We start from the raw sequence: 17,265 nt of genomic DNA on the forward strand, positions 1-17,265 counted from the left end.
GCACCATGCGCATCGGCCTGATCTCCGATACCCACAACCTCGTGCGTCCCGAAGCGCTCGAAGCCCTGCGCGGCTGCGCGCACATCATCCATGCCGGCGACATCTGCCGGCGCGACGTGCTCGACAGCCTGGCGCCGCTCGCGCCGCTGACCGTCGTGCGCGGCAACAACGACACGGGCGCGGACCTGGCCCATCTGCCGGAGCATGCGCGCGTCGAACTCGGCGGCGTGTCGATCCACGTCGTGCACGACATCGCCGACATACCGACGCAGCTCGCGGGCACCGACGTGGTCGTCACCGGACATTCGCACAAGCCGCTGATCGAGCGGCGCGGCGCCACGCTCTTTGTGAATCCCGGCAGCGCGGGACCGCGCCGCTTCAAGCTGCCGATCACGCTCGCACTGCTCGACCTCGACACCGGAACGCTCGACGCGCGCATCGTGATGCTCACGCCATAGAAAAAGGCCGATGCGTGAAGCATCGGCCTTCGACAACTCATGCCACGGCAACCGCGATCAGGCGCGCACCGTGCCTTCCGGGAATGTATCGTCCATTTCGCCCGCTTCGCGATGACCGCGCAGGATCGCATGCGCTTCCGAGTGCGAGGCGACGGCCGGCGGCGAGCCCTTCAACGGCTTCTTCGCCGATTCATGCAGCGCGATCACCGACACAATGCCGATCACCGACGCGCCCATCAGATAGTACGCGGGCATCATCAGCATGCCGGTCTTGTCGACGAGCCATGCCGTGACGAGCGGCGTCGTGCCGCCGAACAGCGACACCGAGACATTGAAGCCGATGGCAAGCGCGCCATAGCGGATCTTCGTCGGGAACAGCGCCGGCAGCGACGACGGCATCACGCCCGTGAAGGTCGAGAGCAGCGCGCCGAGAGTCATCATGCCGGTGAAGATCGACGGAATCGTGCCCATGCGGATCAGCGTGAGCGCCGGGATCGACAGCAGCAGCAAGCCGACACAGCCCGCCAGCATCACCGGCTTGCGGCCCACGACATCGGAGAGACGGCCGAACAACAGCGTCAGCGGCATCATCAGCACCATCACGACCAGCACGATGAACAGGCCATGCGTCTCGTTGAACTTGAGCGTCGCGGACAGATAGCTCGGCAGATAGGAAAGCGCCATGTAGTCGGTAACGTTGAAGATCAGCACGAGGCCCACGCATTGCAGCAGGGGGCGCCATTGCTGGACCAGCGTCTCGCGGAACTGCTGCTTGGTGGTCTCGTGCGAAACCGCTTCCGCCTTTTCGGCTTCACGCTGGAACGCCGGGGTCTCTTCCAGCTTCATCCGGATGTACAGGCCGATCAGACCGAGCGGTCCCGCGATCATGAACGGAATGCGCCAGCCCCACGACAGCAGCGCGTGCTCCGACATCACCGCCGTCAGCACCGCCACGACGCCCGCGCCGAGCACATAGCCCACCAGCGTGCCGAACTCGAGGAAGCTCGCCATGAAGCCGCGCTTCTTGTCCGGCGAAAACTCGGCGATGAAGGTCGCCGCGCCGCCGTACTCGCCGCCCGTCGAAAAACCCTGCACCAGGCGCGCGACCAGCAGCAACACCGGCGCCAGCACGCCGATGCTGTCATAGCTCGGGATCAGGCCGATCGCAAACGTGCCGAGGGCCATCATGATCATCGTCATCGCGAGCACGCGCTTGCGGCCGATGCGGTCGCCGAGCGGGCCGAACACCATGCCGCCGATCGGCCGCACCAGGAACGCGGCCGCGAACGTGCCGAAGGTCGCGAGCAGCTGCGCGGCCGGACTGCTCGACGGGAAGAACACCTTGCCGAGCGTCACGGCGATATAGCTGTACACGCCGAAGTCGAACCACTCCATCGCGTTACCGATGGCCATGGCGCCGACGGCACGCTTGAGCAGGGACTGGTCGACGATCGTGATGTCGTCGAGGGTGAGGTCGGATTTCTGGCTCGATGAATCGCTGGTGCGCCAAAGGCCCTCGTGATGGGAAGACATGTTTCGAAGACTCCGTATTCGATCCCGAACACTCCGGAGAGTGGCTCGGGCGCGCCATCGAAGCATCGACGGCGCGAATTGCCGGGAGAGTGCAGTTTCGCGACGGCGCCGCCATGCAAGGCAGCGGGAAAACGATCGCCAATGGCTCCGCGCAGCGTCGAATGAAGCAGACGCTGAGATTGAGATAGCAAACGCGGTGCCGGCGCATCGCGGTGGGTCGCGAAATTGCACTCGGATGTAACCAACGAGTTTGACGTGCGGACGGTCAACCCTGACAGAGAGCCTGGGTTACCGCGGGTGGGCCGCGACGTCGGCGAAAAAACAGCTTGAGACGAAAAAGGCCGGCGTGTTTTGCTGAACCATCTGGTCCATCTGGCAAAAGCAGCTTAAAAACCGACGCGCCTCTTTGTATGAAAACAGTCACTCACGCGTTGAGATCGACAAATGTGACACTGAACTACGCTGCGTGAATGATGGTGAATTGCTGTTGATAAGAAGGAGATGATATCACGATGACAGACGATCTGCAAACCGACCCGTCGAGCGGACGCTCCGGGAGACCCTCAATCCCTTATCCCGTCTGGGATAGCGGCGGGTTGGGGCGATGCTCCACGGTGTACCGTCTGGATCAATCTCACGGCTCGCGCGGGCAATAAAAAACCGGCCCACGGCCGGTTTTCTTCGAACGGATGAGGTGGAAGTTCAGCCTTGCGGCGGCACGTAGCCGGACGCGGTATCGGCGCCTTCGCCGAAGAAGTATTTCTCCGTCTGCTTGATCAGGTACTGGCGCGCGCGCGGATCGGCCATGTTCAGGCGATTTTCATTGATGAGCATCGTCTGCTGCTTGAGCCAGCCCTGCCAGGCTTCCTTAGACACCGTTTCGTAGATGCGCTTGCCGAGTTCGCCCGGCAGCGGCGGGAAGTCCAGTCCTTCGGCTTCCTTGCCGAGCTTCGCGCATTGAATCATTCGGGCCATTGTGTGTTTCTCCTCTGTATCGGGGGGAGAGGCGCCGTCTCGGCCCTCTCGAAAACGGTTCTTTAAAGCTGTTTCATCAGCACGAGCGACTTGCGCTGCCAGTTGTAGAGGCGGCGGCGGTCTTCCGGCAGATCATCGACGGTGACCTTGACGAAGCCGCGCTTCAGGAACCAGTGCTCGGTACGGGTGGTCAGGACAAAAATGCGGGTGAGACCGCGCGCGCGGGCGCGCTGCTCGATGCGTTTCAGGAGCCGTTCGCCGTCGCCGGAGCCTTGCGCTTCGGGCGCGACCGTCAGGCAGGCCATCTCGCCGATGCGCTCCTGCGTATAGGGATACAGCGCCGCGCAGCCGAACAGCACGCCATCGTGCTCGATGACCGAGAAATGGTCGATGTCGCGTTCGATCTGGTGGCGGCCGCGGCGCACCAGCGTGCCGTCGGACTCGAGCGGTTCGATCAGCGTGAGAATGCCGCCGACGTCGTCCGGCGTGGCCTCGCGCAGGCTCTCGAGATTCTCGTACGAGATCATCGTGCCGACGCCGTCGTGCAGGAACAGTTCGAGCAGCACGCTGCCGTCGAGCGCGTACGGAATGATGTGGCCGCGCGCCACGCCGCCGCGGCACGCGCGAATCGTATGCTTCAGATAGAACGCGGTGTCGCCCTGCAACTCGCCGCTTTCCTGCAGGCGGTAGGCGTCGTCGAGCGACATTTCGCGCACCAGCTCGCCTTCCGTGTCGGCGAGACCGGGGATCTCCGTGACGAAGATGATCTTGTCGGCGCGCAACGCGATGGCAGCGGCCGAGGCGACGTCTTCCATCGACAGGTTGAAGGCTTCGCCGGTGGGCGAGAACCCGAGCGGCGAGAGCAGCACGAGCTTGTTGCTGGCGAGCGACTGGCGCACGGAATCGCCGTCGATCTTGCGCACGACGCCGGTGTGCTGAAAATCGACGCCGTCGAGAATGCCGACCGGCCGCGCCGTCACGAAGTTGCCCGACACGACGCTGATGTGCGCGTGCGCCATCGGCGTGTTGGGCAGGCCCTGGCTAATGGCGGCCTCGATGTCGAGGCGCACTTCGCCGGCGGCTTCCTTGGCGGATTCGAGGGCGCGGGCGTCGGTGATGCGCAGGCCGTGCGAGAACGACGATTCGACGCCGTGCAGACTCAGCTGTTCGTCGAGCTGCGGCCGCGAGCCGTGCACCAGCACGACGTGGATGCCCATGGCGTGAAGCAGGCCGACGTCCTGCACGAGCGCATTCAGGCGTCCTTCCTGGACCAGTTCCCCGCCGAACGCCACGACGAACGTCTTGTTCCGGAACGCATGGATATACGGCGCGACGGAGCGCATCCAGTCGACGAACTGGGCATGGGGGTCGGGCGCTTCCGGCTCGGCCGCGGCCAGTGGCGATGCCGCTTGAGGAGTCATCGTGAGGTCGGTTTGAGAATTCATCCCGGGATTATAATGCGACGCTATGTCGAATGTTTCTCGTCCCTCGCGTCCCGCGCGCCCTTCAAGTCCCAAGCAGGCAGACACGTCCCGGTCCGCCGACTCCTCCACCGATCCCCTGGCGCAGTTGCGGCAACTGCGGGAAAGCCTGCGGCGCGACGCGCAGGAGGCGCCCGACCCATCCGGCGATGCCACGACGCTGAGCAAGAAGGAACTGGCCGCGCGGCGTTTTGCGGGTACGGCGGGCGCGCAAGCACAGAAGGGAACGGAGCGCGGGAACGCGCCGCGTGAGGCGGTCGGCACGGGGGCGCAGAAGCAGGCGTCGGTGGTGGCGGGCGTTCGTTCACAGGCCACGCAGGATTCGCCGAAAGCGCAAGTGGCGCGGACGCCGCGTCAATCGATGCAGGCGCAAACCGCGCCGATGTCACGACCTGTACATTCCGGAGACGCTTCGCAGCGGCAGCCTGCGCCGGCGCCGGCTGAACGCGCGCGCGAATCGCAAGCGACGCGGCCGCCGCGGCCCGGACGCGAAGAAGCGCAGCGGGATAGCGGTGAGCGCACGCCGCATGCGCCGCAACCGCCCGCAGCAAGGACCGACCGGCCGGAAACCGGTCGGCTTGGTGAGACGAAGTCTGTTGCGCCGCGCGGCGAACGCCGGGGCGCGGTGTCTTCGGCGGAAGCCGGTCGGGTCGGTGAACAGCGCCGCACCCGCCACACGGGCGAAGGTGAAGGCGCTAACTCGAGAGAGGCGCGTCAAGCTCGTCCTTTCCGCGACTCCGGTTCAATCGCCGAACCCCGTGAGCCGCGTCAAGCTCGCGAATCCCGCGAAGGCGCCGAACCGCGCGACCCGCGTCAAACCCGCGAACCGCTCGAGGGCGCCGGATCACGTGAGCCGCGTCAAGCTCGCGAATCCCGCGAAGGCGCTGAACCACGCGAGTCGCGTCAAGCACACGAAACCCGCGAAACTGCCGACCCGCGTCACAGCCGCAAACCGCTCGAAACCGCCGGATCGCGCGAAGCGCAACAAGCTCGCGAATCGCGCAAAGGCGCCGAAACACGCGAACCGCGACAAGCTCGCGAATTCCGCGCAGCCGCCGAACCACGCGAATCGCGCGAAGGCGTCGAAACACGCGAGTCGCGTCCAGCACACGAAGCCCGCGAAGGCGCCGACCCGCGTGAGCCGCGTCAAGCTCGCGAATTGCGCAACGCTGCCGAACAGCGCGAACCACGTCAAGCACGCGAATCCCGCGAAGCTGCGGAATCGCGCGGGCCGCGTCAAGCTCGCGAAGGTGCCGACCCGCGCGACCCGCGTCAAACCCGCGAACCACTCGAAGCCGCAGAACCGCACAAGGCGCTTCAGGCTGACGAACCACGCGAAGGCGCTGCGCCACGCGAACCACGTCAGGCACGCGCGACGCGCGCAGCCGGCGACCCACGCGAACCCCGCGCCCCCCGTCCCCCCCGGCCGCCACGCGTCATCACCCCCAACCCCGTCCCGCCCATCACCTTCCCGGAAGCTTTACCCGTGTCCGGCCGGCGCGAGGAAATCGCCCGGGCGATCGCCGGGCATCAGGTCGTGATCGTCAGCGGCGAAACCGGCTCCGGCAAGACCACGCAGCTGCCCAAGATCTGCCTCGCGCTCGGGCGCGGGCTGGGCGCGGGCGGCAGCGGCCTGATCGGTCATACGCAGCCGCGCCGGATCGCGGCATCCGCGACCGGACGGCGCATCGCCGAGGAACTGGGCACGCCGTTCGGCCAAGTGGTCGGCTACAAGGTGCGCTTCACGGACAATCTCGCGCCCGGCGCCTCCGTCAAGCTGATGACTGACGGCATCCTGCTCGCCGAAACGCAAACCGATCCGCTGCTCACCGCCTACGACACGATCATCATCGACGAGGCGCACGAACGCAGTCTCAACATCGACTTCCTGCTCGGCTATCTGAAAGAGATCCTGCCGAAGCGCCCGGACCTGAAGCTGATCGTCACGTCCGCGACCATCGACGCCCAACGCTTCGCGCGCCACTTCGGCAGCGACGAGCATCCGGCGCCGGTGATCGAGGTCAGCGGCCGTCTGTATCCGGTGGAAGTGCGCTATCGGCCGATCGAGGAAGACAGCGTCGCGGTGAAGTCCGCGCAGGGCACCTTGCCGAAGCGCGGCGAGCGCAACGACCGCAAGAGCGACCGCGACCTGATGGAAGCCATCGTCGATGCCGTCGACGAACTCTGTCGCGTCGGCTCCGGCGACGTGCTCGTGTTCCTCCCCGGCGAGCGCGAAATTCGCGATGCCGCCGAGGCCTTGAGAAAGCATCATCCGCCGCACACCGAAATCCTGCCGCTGTTCGCGCGGCTCTCGGCGCAGGAGCAGGAGCGGGTGTTCCGGCCGTCGAACGCGCGGCGCATCGTGCTCGCGACCAACGTCGCCGAGACCTCGCTGACGGTGCCGGGCATCCGCTACGTGGTCGATACCGGGATGGCGCGTGTGAAGCGCTATTCGTATCGCAACAAGGTGGAGCAGTTGCAGATCGAGCCGGTGTCGCAGGCGGCGGCGAACCAGCGCGCCGGGCGGTGCGGCCGCGTCGCGGACGGCGTGTGCATCCGTCTCTACGACGAAGCCGACTTCCAGATGCGCCCGCGCTTCACCGATCCCGAGATCCTGCGCTCGTCGCTCGCGGCGGTCATCCTGCGGATGAAGTCGCTGCATCTGACGGCGATCGAAACCTTCCCGTTTATCGAGCCGCCGCCGGGCCGCGCGATCGCCGACGGCTATCAGCTGCTGAACGAACTCGGCGCCGTCGATGACGACAACGCGCTCACGCCGCTCGGCCGCGAGCTGGCGCGCCTGCCGCTCGATCCGCGCGTCGGCCGGATGATCCTCGCCGCGCGCGATCACCACGCGCTGAAGGAGGTGCTGATCATCGCGTCGGCGCTGTCGGTGCAGGATCCGCGCGACCGGCCCATCGAGGCGCAGGAACAGGCGGATCAGGCGCACCGCCAGTTCGTCGACGAGCGTTCCGAATTCCTGCAATGGACGCGCATCTGGAAGTGGTTCGAGGAAGCGGTCGCGCACAAGAAGTCGAACCGCCAGCTCACCGATGCCTGCCGTGCCGTGTTCCTGTCGCACCTGCGGCTGCGCGAATGGCGCGACGTGCATTCGCAACTGCTCACGGTTGTGCGCGAACACGGCTGGCGTCTGAACGAATCGGACGCGACTTTCGAACAAGTGCATCTGTCGCTGCTGACCGGCCTGCTCGGCAACGTAGGCCTGAAGGCCGACGACGAACCGCATTATCTCGGCGCGCGCGGCATCAAGTTCCATCTGTGGCCGGGTTCGGCGCTGCTCAAGAAAGCAGGGCGCTGGGTGATGGCGGGCGAACTCGTCGAGACGAGCCGGCTGTACGCGCGCACCATCGCGAAGATCGAGCCGGAATGGCTGGAAATCGTCGGCGGGCATCTGTTGAAGAAATCGCTCTCGGACGCTCACTGGGAAAAGAAGGCCGCGCAGGTCGTCGCGTTCGAGCGCGCGGTGCTGTACGGCCTGACGGTCTATGCGCGCCGGCGCGTGAGCTTCGGCCAGCAGGATCAGAAATACGCGCGCGAGCTGTTCATTCGCGGCGCGCTCGTCGAGGGCGAGTTCGACACGCGCCTGCCGTTCTTCGCGCACAACCGCAAGCTGGTGGCCGATATCGAGCAGCTCGAACACAAGTCGCGGCGTCAGGACGTGCTGGTCGACGACGAGCTGATCCACGCCTTCTACGATGCGCTGCTGCCGGAAGGCATGTGGACCGGCGCGGCTTTCGAGCGCTGGTATCGCGACGAGCAGAAGAAGCCGGGCAACGAGAAGCTGCTGTTCCTGTCGCGCGACGACCTGATGCGCCACGAGGCCGCCGGCGTCACGACCGACCTGTTCCCGAAGCGCATGACGATGTCGGGCATCGAGATGGCGCTGACCTATCACTTCGAGCCGGGCTCGCCGCGCGACGGCGTCACGCTCGCGGTGCCGCTCTACGGCCTGAATCAGGTCGATGCGCGGCGCGTCGAGTGGCTCGTGCCGGGGATGATCAAGGAGAAGGCGCAACTGCTGCTGAAGTCGCTGCCGCAGAAGCTGCGCCGGCACGTCGTGCCGCTGCCGGATTACGCAGCGGGCTTCGCGCAGCGGCATGCCGGACCTGCGTTCGGCGCGGGCGGGCTGGTCGAGTCGCTGATCGCGGATATCCGTGGAGAGACGCAGGTCGCTGTGAAGAGCGCGGACTTCAAGCTCGAGACGCTGCCGGCGCATCTGTTCATGAACTTCAAGGTCATCGACGAGCACGGCCGCCAGCTCGCGATGGGCCGCAATCTTGCGCAACTGCGCGCGGAGCTCGGCGGCCAGGCGCAGCAGCAGTTCCAGAAGCTGACCTCGGCGGCGGCCAGCGAGGCGCTCGACGCGCTCTCCGGCGAATCCGGCGCGCCGGTGACGCCGGCGGCGGGCGTCGGCGCCAGCGCCGGCACCGCACTGTACGAAAACCTGACCACCTGGAACTTCGGCAAGTTGCCCGAACTGCTTGAAATCCGCCGGCGCGGCCAGACGCTGTTCGGCTATCCGGCGCTGGTCGATCGCACCACGCATTGCGACGTCGAAGTGTTCGATTCACCCGAGGAAGCGGCGCGCATTCATCGCGCGGGATTGCGGCGGCTGTTCGCGTTGCAGCTGCGCGAACCGATCCGCTATCTGGAGAAGAACCTGCCGGGCCTGCGCGAGATGTCGCTGCATTTCATGGCGCTCGGCACCGCAGACGAGTTGCGCGACCAGATTGTCGGGACGGCGCTGGATCGCGCGTGCCTGCAAGACCCGCTGCCCGACGACGACGCCAGCTTCCACGCCCGCCGCGACGCCGCGAAAGGGCGCCTCACGCTGCTGGCGCAGGAGATCGCGCGTCTGGTCGGCACGATCCTCACCGAATACGCCGCGCTCCCGAAAAAGCTCGCGCAGGCGAAGCCGTTCGCGCAGGCTTACACCGACATCCAGGCGCAACTGTCCGCGTTGATCGGCAAGCGTTTCGTGATCGACACGCCCTATGCGCAGCTGGCGCATTTCCCGCGCTATCTGAAGGCGATCGCCCTGCGCATCGACAAGCTCAAGGCCGAGCCCGCCCGCGACGCGCGCCAGTTCGCCGACTTGCAGCCGCTCGCGCAGCACTACCAGCGCGCGGTGTCGCAGCGCGGCGGCGTCGCGGACGCGCGGCTCGCGGAGTATCGCTGGCTGCTGGAGGAGTTGCGCGTGTCGCTGTTCGCGCAGGAATTGCGTACCCCGATGCCCGTGTCCGTCAAGCGCCTGCACAAGGTCTGGGAGTCGATGCAGCGCTGAGCCTGGCGCTCGCCCACATCGTTGTGCCGGGCGGCGCCGTTTATCTCGCAAAAAGCCGCGTTCGGTCAACGTGCCGCCCGTGGCAAACGTTCTACAATGACGCCTGCCTTCCGAAGCCAATCTTTCATGCGCACTCTTTTTCGTTCTGGCCGCTCGTCCGGCCGCTTCCGCGCGGCCGCCGCGCGCGCGGTACTCGCGACCGGCGCGGCGCTCGTCGCCACCGCCGCCTTCGCCAACAATGTCATCGTTCTGAATTCCGCTGAAGCCACGCTGAGTCTCATCGACGAGAACACGCGCCAGGTCGTCGGCACGGTGCCGACCGGCAAGGAACCGCACCATCTGATGGTGACGCCCGACAATACATCGCTGATCGTCGCGAACTCGGTGTCGAACAACCTGATGTTCGTCGATCCGAAAACCGGCGCGTTCCAGCGCTGGGTGCAGGACATCGAGGATCCGTACCAGATCGGCTTCTCGCCGGACAAGAAGTGGTTCGTGTCGACGGGCCTGCGCCTCGACCGCCTGGACATCTATCACTTCGACGGCAAGAACCTCTCGGTGGCAAAGCGCCTGCCGCTCGCGACCATGCCGAGCCACATCGCCTTCACGAAGGACAGCGCGACCGCGTTCATCTCGTTGCAGGTGTCCGGCGAGATCGCCGCCATCGACCTGGCGACGCAGACGGTCAAGTGGAAGATGAAGGTCGGCAAGGTGCCGGCCGGCGTCTGGCTCACGCCGGGCGACAAATACCTGCTCGTCGGCATGACGGGCGCGGATTATGTGGCCGTGGTGGACTGGCGCAACCAGAAAGTCGTCAAGACCATCACGACGGGCAAGGGCGCGCACAACTTCCGTTCGATGGTGGACGGCAAGCACGTACTGGTGTCGAACCGCGTGGCGAACACGATCAGCATCATCGACGAGGACTCGCTCACGAATGTCGGCGACATCACCGGACTGCTGCCCGGCCCGGACGACATGGAACTTTCCGCCGACAAGAAGTATCTCTGGGTAACGTTCCGCTTCGCGAAGCATGTCGGCGTGATCGACCTGGCGAGCCGTAAGCTGATTGAAACCATCAAGGTCGGGCGCTCGCCGCACGGGATTTACTTCTACAACCGCGCGCCCGTCACCGCGCCGAACGGGGCGTAGGCGGCGGAGTGAAAGGGCGCTTTGCCGCGCCCTGTACTACGATTGAGGAATGGCCCGCCGCGCCGGGCCGCCGCCAGCACCACGGAGCATCATGTTTCATTCCATCGTTTCGCTGCTAGATACCTTCGTTTCCACGCTGCAGACGCTGCTGTATGTCGACGTGGTCCAGCCGGTGCTGTTCAAGATCGGCATGATGGACTACGACGAAGACACCTACGATGCGCTGTACTGGGTGATCGTCGGCGTGCTGGAAGTGCTCGCGATGTACGCGGTCCTGCGTCCGCTCGAAGCCTTCCGTCCGGCGGAGAACTGGCAAGACCGCAAGGGCGTGCGTGTGGACGTGCTGTACACGTGGATCGTCAAGCTGGGCATCCTCAACCTGTTCTTCTTCTTCACCTTCCAGCCGATCTTCGACTCGATGCAAAGCTGGCTGCGCCTGAACGGCGTGCCCAATCTCGAGATCGACAATCTGTGGCCCGGCGTCACCACGCAGCCGCTCGTTACCTTCGTCATCTATTTGCTGATCCTCGACTTCGCCGGCTATTGGTATCACCGGCTTGAGCATCGCATCGGCATCTGGTGGGAACTGCATGCGGTGCATCACAGCCAGCAGAAGATGTCGCTGTGGAGCGACGATCGCAACCATCTGCTCGACGACATCCTGCAAGCCAGCGTCTTCGCATTGGTTGCGCTCGTCATTGGCGTGGAGCCGTCGCAGTTCGTCGTGCTCGTCGCCATCACCAATTTCATGCAAAGCGTGCAGCACGCCAACATCCGCATGCATTTCGGCTGGCTCGGCGAGCGCATCGTCGTCAGCCCGGCGTTTCATCGGCGTCATCACGCGATCGGCTTCGGCCACGAAGGCACCACGTATGGCTGCAATTTCGGCGTGCTGTTCTCGTTCTGGGACATCCTGTTCCGCTCGGCCTCGTTCGACCGCACCGTCGAACCGACCGGCATCCGCGACCAGCTCGGCGCGCCGGGCGTGATGCCCGTGCATTACGGCGACGGTTTCTTCGAACAGCACTGGCTCGCGTTCAGGCGCATCGGCGCGCGTCTTTCGAACCGCCGCGCCCGCACGTCCGATTCCGCCACGATCTGACCTTTCCGCCTCTCCCAGACCAGCGCCCGCGTGCGGCGCTGGTTTATCCTGTCGTTTCCTCTTTTTCCTGACGATCACGCATGAATGACTTGCTGCGTTCGTTCGTGCGCGCGGTGGCGAACGTCTTCCATCCGCGCATGCTGTGGCTCACGCTGATGCCTTTCGGCGTCGCGACGGTGGTGTGGGGCGGCCTGCTGTGGTTCTTCTGGCAGACGCTCACCGGCGCCGCCAACGGCTGGCTCGAAGGCTGGGCGCTCACCTCCGCGATGTACCGGCTGTTCGATGCGGTCGGTTTCTCGTCGCTGCATGCGGTCATCGCGCCGTTCCTCGTCGTCATCATGACGATTCCGCTGATCGTCGTGACCGTGTTGCTGCTGATCGCGACGCTCTCGATGCCGGGCGTCGTCAAACTGCTCACGCGCCGGCCGCGCGGCCATTACGCGTCGCTGGAAGAGCGGCGCGGCGGCTCGTGGTACGGCAGCCTAGGGCATTCGGTGGTGACCACCGTTGTTTGTCTCGTGTTGCTGGTCGTTACGTTGCCGCTGTGGCTGATCCCGCCGTTCTTCGCGTTGATTCCGCCGCTGCTGTGGGGCTGGCTGACCTATCGCGTGATGACCTACGACGCGCTCGCGCTGCACGCGAGCGTCGAGGAACGCCGCGCGATCGTGCAGGACGGGCGCTGGCCGCTGCTGGCGATCGGCATCGTGAGCGGCCTGTTCAGTTCCGTCCCGACGATGCTCTGGGCCTGGTCCGTCTGGCTGCTGCCGCTGTTCCCGGTGGTCGCGGTCGTGACGATCTGGGCGTATGCATTCATTCTGGTGTTCTCGGCGCTGTGGTTCGCGCACTACTGCCTGCATGCGCTGGAACGCCTGCGCGCCGGGGAGCCGCAGTATCCGGCGATCACGGTCGAGTCCCGTGAAGTTTCCGTCAAGGAACAATGAGGCGATAAAGGGGGTTCCCATGGGCATTGGCGTCATCATCATCGGCGATGAAATCCTGTCGGGGCGGCGCACCGACAAGCATCTGCCGAAAATCATCGAATTGCTGGGCGCGCGCGGGCTGTCGCTGGACTGGGCGGAATACGTCGGCGACGACCCGGCGCGCATTACGGCGACGCTCAAGCGCACCTTCGCGTCCGGCGACATCGTGTTTTCGACGGGCGGCATCGGCGCGACCCCCGACGATCACACCCGCCAGTGCGCGGCCGACGCGCTCGGGCGTCCGCTCGAACTGCAACCGGAGGCGGCGGAGCTGATCCGCGCGCGCATCCGCGATACGGCTGAACAGGCCGGCAAGCCGGTCGAGCTGGATTCGCCCGAGAACCTGCATCGCCTGAACATGGGCACGTTTCCGCAGGGCGCGGCGATCATCCCGAACAGCTACAACAAGATTCCGGGCTTTTCGGTCGGCGATCATCACTTCGTGCCGGGCTTTCCAGTCATGGCCTGGCCGATGATCGAATGGGTGCTCGACCACCGGTACGCTCACCTGCATCACGCGGTGCCGCATGTCGAGCGCTCGCTGCTGGTGTTCGGGCTGCCGGAGTCGCGCATCACGCCGCTGATGGTGGCGATCGAACGCGACTTCGAGGGCGTGCGCGCGTTCAGCCTGCCGAGCGTCGGCGACGCGGCGCGCGGGGCGCTGTACGCGCGCTCGCACATCGATCTGGGCGTGAAGGGCGATCCGCAACAGGCGAATGCGGCGTTCGAAGTGCTGCGCGAGGGCGTGAAGGCGCTGGGCGGTGAAATCGTGGAAGTGCCGCCGGAGCCGGCGAAATGACGGTGCTGGAAGTCATCGCGACGACGGTGGCCGATGCGCGCGCCGCCGAGCGCGGCGGCGCGGACCGGCTCGAACTGGTCACGGCGATGGGCGAGGGTGGCCTGACGCCGGGAATCGGGCTGGTGGAGGCGATCGTTGAGGCGGTGGCGATTCCGGTGAACGTGATGGTGCGGCCGCACAGCCGCTCGTTCGTCTACGACGCCGACGATGTCACGGTGATCCTGCGCGAGGCGCGCGCGATCGCGAAAACGGGCGCGCATGCGCTGGTGGTCGGGATGCTGCGCGCGGACGGCGCCATCGATACGGAAGGGCTGACGCGCGTGGTGGAGGCGGCGGGAGATCTGCCGCTGACGTTTCACCGCGCGTTCGACGAAGCACGCGATCTGGTCGCGGCTTTTGAAACCCTCTCGGCATTCGATAGGGTCACGAACGTGCTGACGTCGGGCGGCAAGGCATCGGTGCTCGATGCCGCGGAGACGATCACGCGACTGGTCGGCATGGCGGCCGGATCGCACTGTACGGTGCTGGCGGGCGCGGGTCTCGGTGTGGAGACTGTGGCGCGCTTCGTGGCATCGACGGGCGTGCGCGCGGTGCATCTGGGTTCGGGCGTGCGCGTTGGGGGACAGGCATTGGCGCCGGTCGATGAAGCCAGGGTCAGGCGCGTGCGAACGTTACTGGACGGGATTGTTTCCTGAGTGCGGCGCGTTTCAAGCGACGGTGCGTTGTTTCGCTCGATGCCCCGCGTCTCTGAATGCCCACGCAAGGGTCCTGACACGAACAGGTCATGCAACGCTCACAGGCTTGGCAAGCGACCGATCACGAATGCCATCCAGCGTCGCGAACGCTTCATCGTCCGGTCGAACCTCGCGCCCGGTATTGGCAAGCAAGGGCCCGAGCTTTACTCGTTGTTCAAAGATGACGGCGTGTTCGAAAATTACCACTGCTTTCGGGTTGCGCCTCCGTCTGGTCGCTCGGATCCGAAGTGCCCGGGACATCTCACCGGGCAGGTCTCGTTCCACAGTCATCGCCATGCATTCAGCACGCGAGAAGCCGTTGCATTCAATTTTCCTGAAATGCGCTCAGATGAAGACAGCGATTTTTCTGAAAAACTCAAGCCCCGATCCACGGCAAGCCCCGGAAGCACCACCCGCCCGATGTCTTCCGATGCCCGTTCGCATCCTTGTCGCCCTCGAAGCCTTCCAGCAGGTCATAGGCCTTCGCAAACCCCTGTTTCTGCGCGGCCACGGCGGCCAGCTTGGAACGCGCCGCGCTGCGGCACAGAAAAATCACGGTCGTATCCGGGGTGGCGACCTGTCGCAATTGTTCGATAAACTCAGCGTTCGGCACCGAGCCGGGGTAGCGGATCCATTCGATATGCGCGTACTGTGCGCCATCGATGGCCGGCCGGCCCACCCAGTCAAGTTCGGCGCGGGTGCGGACGTCGACGAGTCGCACGGCCGGATCGAGTTGCAGCAGTTCGAATGCCTCGGCGGGCGAGAAGGCGCCGGCGTAGGTCAGTTGGTTGTCGGCGGCGCGGCGTCCCGCCTGATCAAAGAGTTGTTCCAGCGTGCTCATGGCGTGTTTGTCTCCGGTGAAACGCAAAGAATGATTCTAGCGAACGCAGCGAGATTGCCGGCAGTATTGGCGACGTCGCTGGAAATGTTCCATGTTGGTGCATTTCAGTGCGAACGCACCAGATCCGAGCATATTTGAGAGTGTTCACAGGAAGACGCACCAATTGTGTGCGTGCAGAATCGGGAATGGCTAGGAGATGATCGCGAATCCCTCGGCCGTCTCACTAAAAATGCGCGCTGCTTCAGGCGCTTAGCGCAATGTTGGTGCGCTTGGCACGGAAGCTGCTTTTTCATCCTCGATTGAATTGATGTACAGGATTGGTCGGGGCGGCGGAGCGATTCGCCGACTTTTGTTAATCAGGAGATAGGTAATGAGTAAATCCGTGGCCGACGTCATGCAACTCGTCAAGGACGAGGACGTCAAGTTCGTCGACTTCCGTTTCACCGACACGCGCGGCAAAGAACAGCACGTTTCCGTGCCGGTCTCGGCTTTCGACGAAGACAAATTTGAAAGCGGCCACGCTTTCGACGGTTCGTCCATCGCCGGCTGGAAGGGCATCGAGGCATCGGACATGCTGCTCGTGCCGGACGCGAACACCGCCTTCATCGACCCGTTCTTCGAAGAAGCGACGCTCGTGCTGAGCTGCGACGTCGTCGAACCCGCCGACGGCAAGGGCTACGAGCGCGACCCGCGTTCGCTCGCGAAGCGCGCGGAAGCCTATCTCAAGAGCTCGGGCCTGGGCGACACCGCCTACTTCGGTCCGGAACCGGAATTCTTCATCTTCGATAGCGTCCAGTGGAACACGGACCAGTCGGGCACCTTCGTCAAGATCGGCTCGGAAGAAGCACCGTGGTCGTCGGCCAAGGAATTCGAAGGCGGCAACACCGGCCACCGTCCGGGCACCAAGGGCGGTTACTTCCCGGTCGCCCCGGTCGACACGTTCCAGGACATCCGCTCGGAAATGTGTCTGCTGCTCGAGCAGATCGGCATTCCGGTCGAAGTGCACCACCACGAAGTGGCGGGCCAGGGCCAGAACGAAATCGGCACCAAGTTCTCGACGCTCGTGCAGCGCGCGGACTGGCTGCAGCAGATGAAGTACATCATCCACAACGTCGCGCACACGTACGGCAAGACGGCGACCTTCATGCCGAAGCCGATCGTCGGCGATAACGGCTCGGGCATGCACGTTCACCAGTCGATCTGGAAGGACGGCCAGAATCTGTTCGCGGGCAATGGCTATGCCGGTCTGTCGGAATTCGCGCTGTTCTACATCGGCGGCATCATCAAGCACGCCCGCGCGCTGAACGCGATCACGAACCCGGGTACGAACTCGTACAAGCGTCTCGTGCCGCACTTCGAAGCGCCGGTCAAGCTGGCTTACTCGGCTCGCAACCGTTCGGCATCGATCCGTATTCCGCACGTGAGCAACCCGAAGGGCCGTCGCATCGAAACGCGCTTCCCGGATCCGCTCGCGAATCCGTACCTGTGCTTCTCGGCACTGATGATGGCGGGTCTCGACGGCGTGCAGAACAAGATTCATCCGGGCGAAGCCGCGGACAAGAATCTGTACGACCTGCCGCCGGAAGAAGACAAGAAGATCCCGACCGTGTGCGCCGGCCTCGACCAGGCTCTCGACGCGCTCGACGCAGATCGCGAGTTCCTGACGCGCGGCGGCGTGTTCACGGATTCGATGCTCGACGCGTACATCGAACTGAAGACGCAGGAGTTGCAGCGTTATCGTCAGTCGGTGCATCCGATCGAGTTCGAGATGTACTACTCGCTGTAAGCATGACGGCGGCGCGCTTCTTCCCAGGATGTTTGGCGAAGCGCGCGGCACATGTGAAGCGGTGACACAAAGGGACGGCGCGCCGTCCCTTTTTTCATCGTCGCGGTTTCCCGAAATCC

At 64.9% G+C, this 17,265-nt stretch carries 13 protein-coding genes; 9 read left to right on the forward strand and 4 right to left on the reverse strand.

Going from position 1 to position 17,265, the window contains the following annotated elements; genetic code table 11:
* Positions 1–5 precede the first annotated feature (5 nt).
* Positions 6–458, forward strand: a complete 453-nt coding sequence (locus QCE88_RS06640; protein ID WP_309900295.1) for a metallophosphoesterase family protein — start codon at positions 6–8, stop codon at positions 456–458.
* Between the two features lie 57 nt (positions 459–515).
* Here QCE88_RS06640 and proP read toward each other — a convergent pair whose 3' ends face one another.
* The 3 genes from proP to argA form a co-directional block, all read right to left on the reverse strand.
* Positions 516–1,991: a glycine betaine/L-proline transporter ProP gene (proP, locus tag QCE88_RS06645; RefSeq protein ID WP_309900297.1), complete on the reverse strand. Its 1,476-nt coding sequence runs from the start codon at positions 1,989–1,991 to the stop codon at positions 516–518.
* Positions 1,992–2,693: 702 nt separating this feature from the next.
* Positions 2,694–2,966, reverse strand: coding sequence for an oxidative damage protection protein (locus QCE88_RS06650; RefSeq protein WP_309831527.1), 273 nt, complete (start codon positions 2,964–2,966; stop codon positions 2,694–2,696).
* Positions 2,967–3,028: 62 nt separating this feature from the next.
* Positions 3,029–4,411 (reverse strand): amino-acid N-acetyltransferase, encoded by a 1,383-nt coding sequence (gene argA / locus QCE88_RS06655; RefSeq protein ID WP_309900299.1) that lies wholly within the window; start codon positions 4,409–4,411, stop codon positions 3,029–3,031.
* Between the two features lie 794 nt (positions 4,412–5,205).
* Between argA and QCE88_RS06660 the strand changes: the two genes are divergently transcribed.
* The 7 genes from QCE88_RS06660 to QCE88_RS06690 all read left to right on the forward strand — a co-directional run bounded on the left by QCE88_RS06660 (position 5,206) and on the right by QCE88_RS06690 (position 14,480).
* Positions 5,206–5,988, forward strand: a complete 783-nt coding sequence (locus QCE88_RS06660) for a hypothetical protein (RefSeq protein ID WP_309900302.1) — start codon at positions 5,206–5,208, stop codon at positions 5,986–5,988.
* Positions 5,934–9,752, forward strand: a complete 3,819-nt coding sequence (gene hrpA / locus QCE88_RS06665; protein ID WP_309900304.1) for an ATP-dependent RNA helicase HrpA — start codon at positions 5,934–5,936, stop codon at positions 9,750–9,752. Before QCE88_RS06660 ends, hrpA begins: the two co-directional genes overlap by 55 nt.
* A gap of 126 nt (positions 9,753–9,878) precedes the next feature.
* Entirely contained in the window at positions 9,879–10,904 is a 1,026-nt protein-coding gene (locus QCE88_RS06670; RefSeq protein ID WP_309900306.1) for a beta-propeller fold lactonase family protein, read from the forward strand.
* 91 nt (positions 10,905–10,995) lie between these two features.
* Positions 10,996–12,006 carry a sterol desaturase family protein gene (locus tag QCE88_RS06675; protein WP_309900308.1) on the forward strand — a complete coding sequence of 337 codons (1,011 nt, stop codon included), beginning with the start codon at positions 10,996–10,998 and terminating at the stop codon, positions 12,004–12,006.
* A gap of 80 nt (positions 12,007–12,086) precedes the next feature.
* Complete coding sequence (locus tag QCE88_RS06680; protein ID WP_309900311.1) at positions 12,087–12,947, forward strand: EI24 domain-containing protein; 861 nt, start codon at positions 12,087–12,089, stop codon at positions 12,945–12,947.
* Positions 12,948–12,966: 19 nt separating this feature from the next.
* Positions 12,967–13,785 (forward strand): molybdopterin-binding protein, encoded by an 819-nt coding sequence (locus QCE88_RS06685; RefSeq protein WP_309900313.1) that lies wholly within the window; start codon positions 12,967–12,969, stop codon positions 13,783–13,785.
* On the forward strand, positions 13,782–14,480 hold the full coding sequence (locus QCE88_RS06690; protein ID WP_309900315.1) for a copper homeostasis protein CutC: 699 nt from the start codon (positions 13,782–13,784) through the stop codon (positions 14,478–14,480). The genes QCE88_RS06685 and QCE88_RS06690 overlap by 4 nt, the downstream gene beginning before the upstream one ends.
* A gap of 415 nt (positions 14,481–14,895) precedes the next feature.
* Here the strand turns inward: QCE88_RS06690 and QCE88_RS06695 are convergent, their stop codons facing one another.
* On the reverse strand, positions 14,896–15,360 hold the full coding sequence (locus tag QCE88_RS06695; protein WP_309900317.1) for a rhodanese-like domain-containing protein: 465 nt from the start codon (positions 15,358–15,360) through the stop codon (positions 14,896–14,898).
* 370 nt (positions 15,361–15,730) lie between these two features.
* On the opposite strand from QCE88_RS06695, the gene glnA reads away from it, so the two are divergent.
* Positions 15,731–17,146, forward strand: a complete 1,416-nt coding sequence (gene glnA / locus QCE88_RS06700; protein ID WP_309900319.1) for a type I glutamate--ammonia ligase — start codon at positions 15,731–15,733, stop codon at positions 17,144–17,146.
* The last annotated feature ends 119 nt before the right edge of the window (positions 17,147–17,265 follow it).

The organism is Caballeronia sp. LZ035, assembly GCF_031451175.1.
Taxonomy (GTDB): Bacteria; Pseudomonadota; Gammaproteobacteria; order Burkholderiales; family Burkholderiaceae; genus Caballeronia.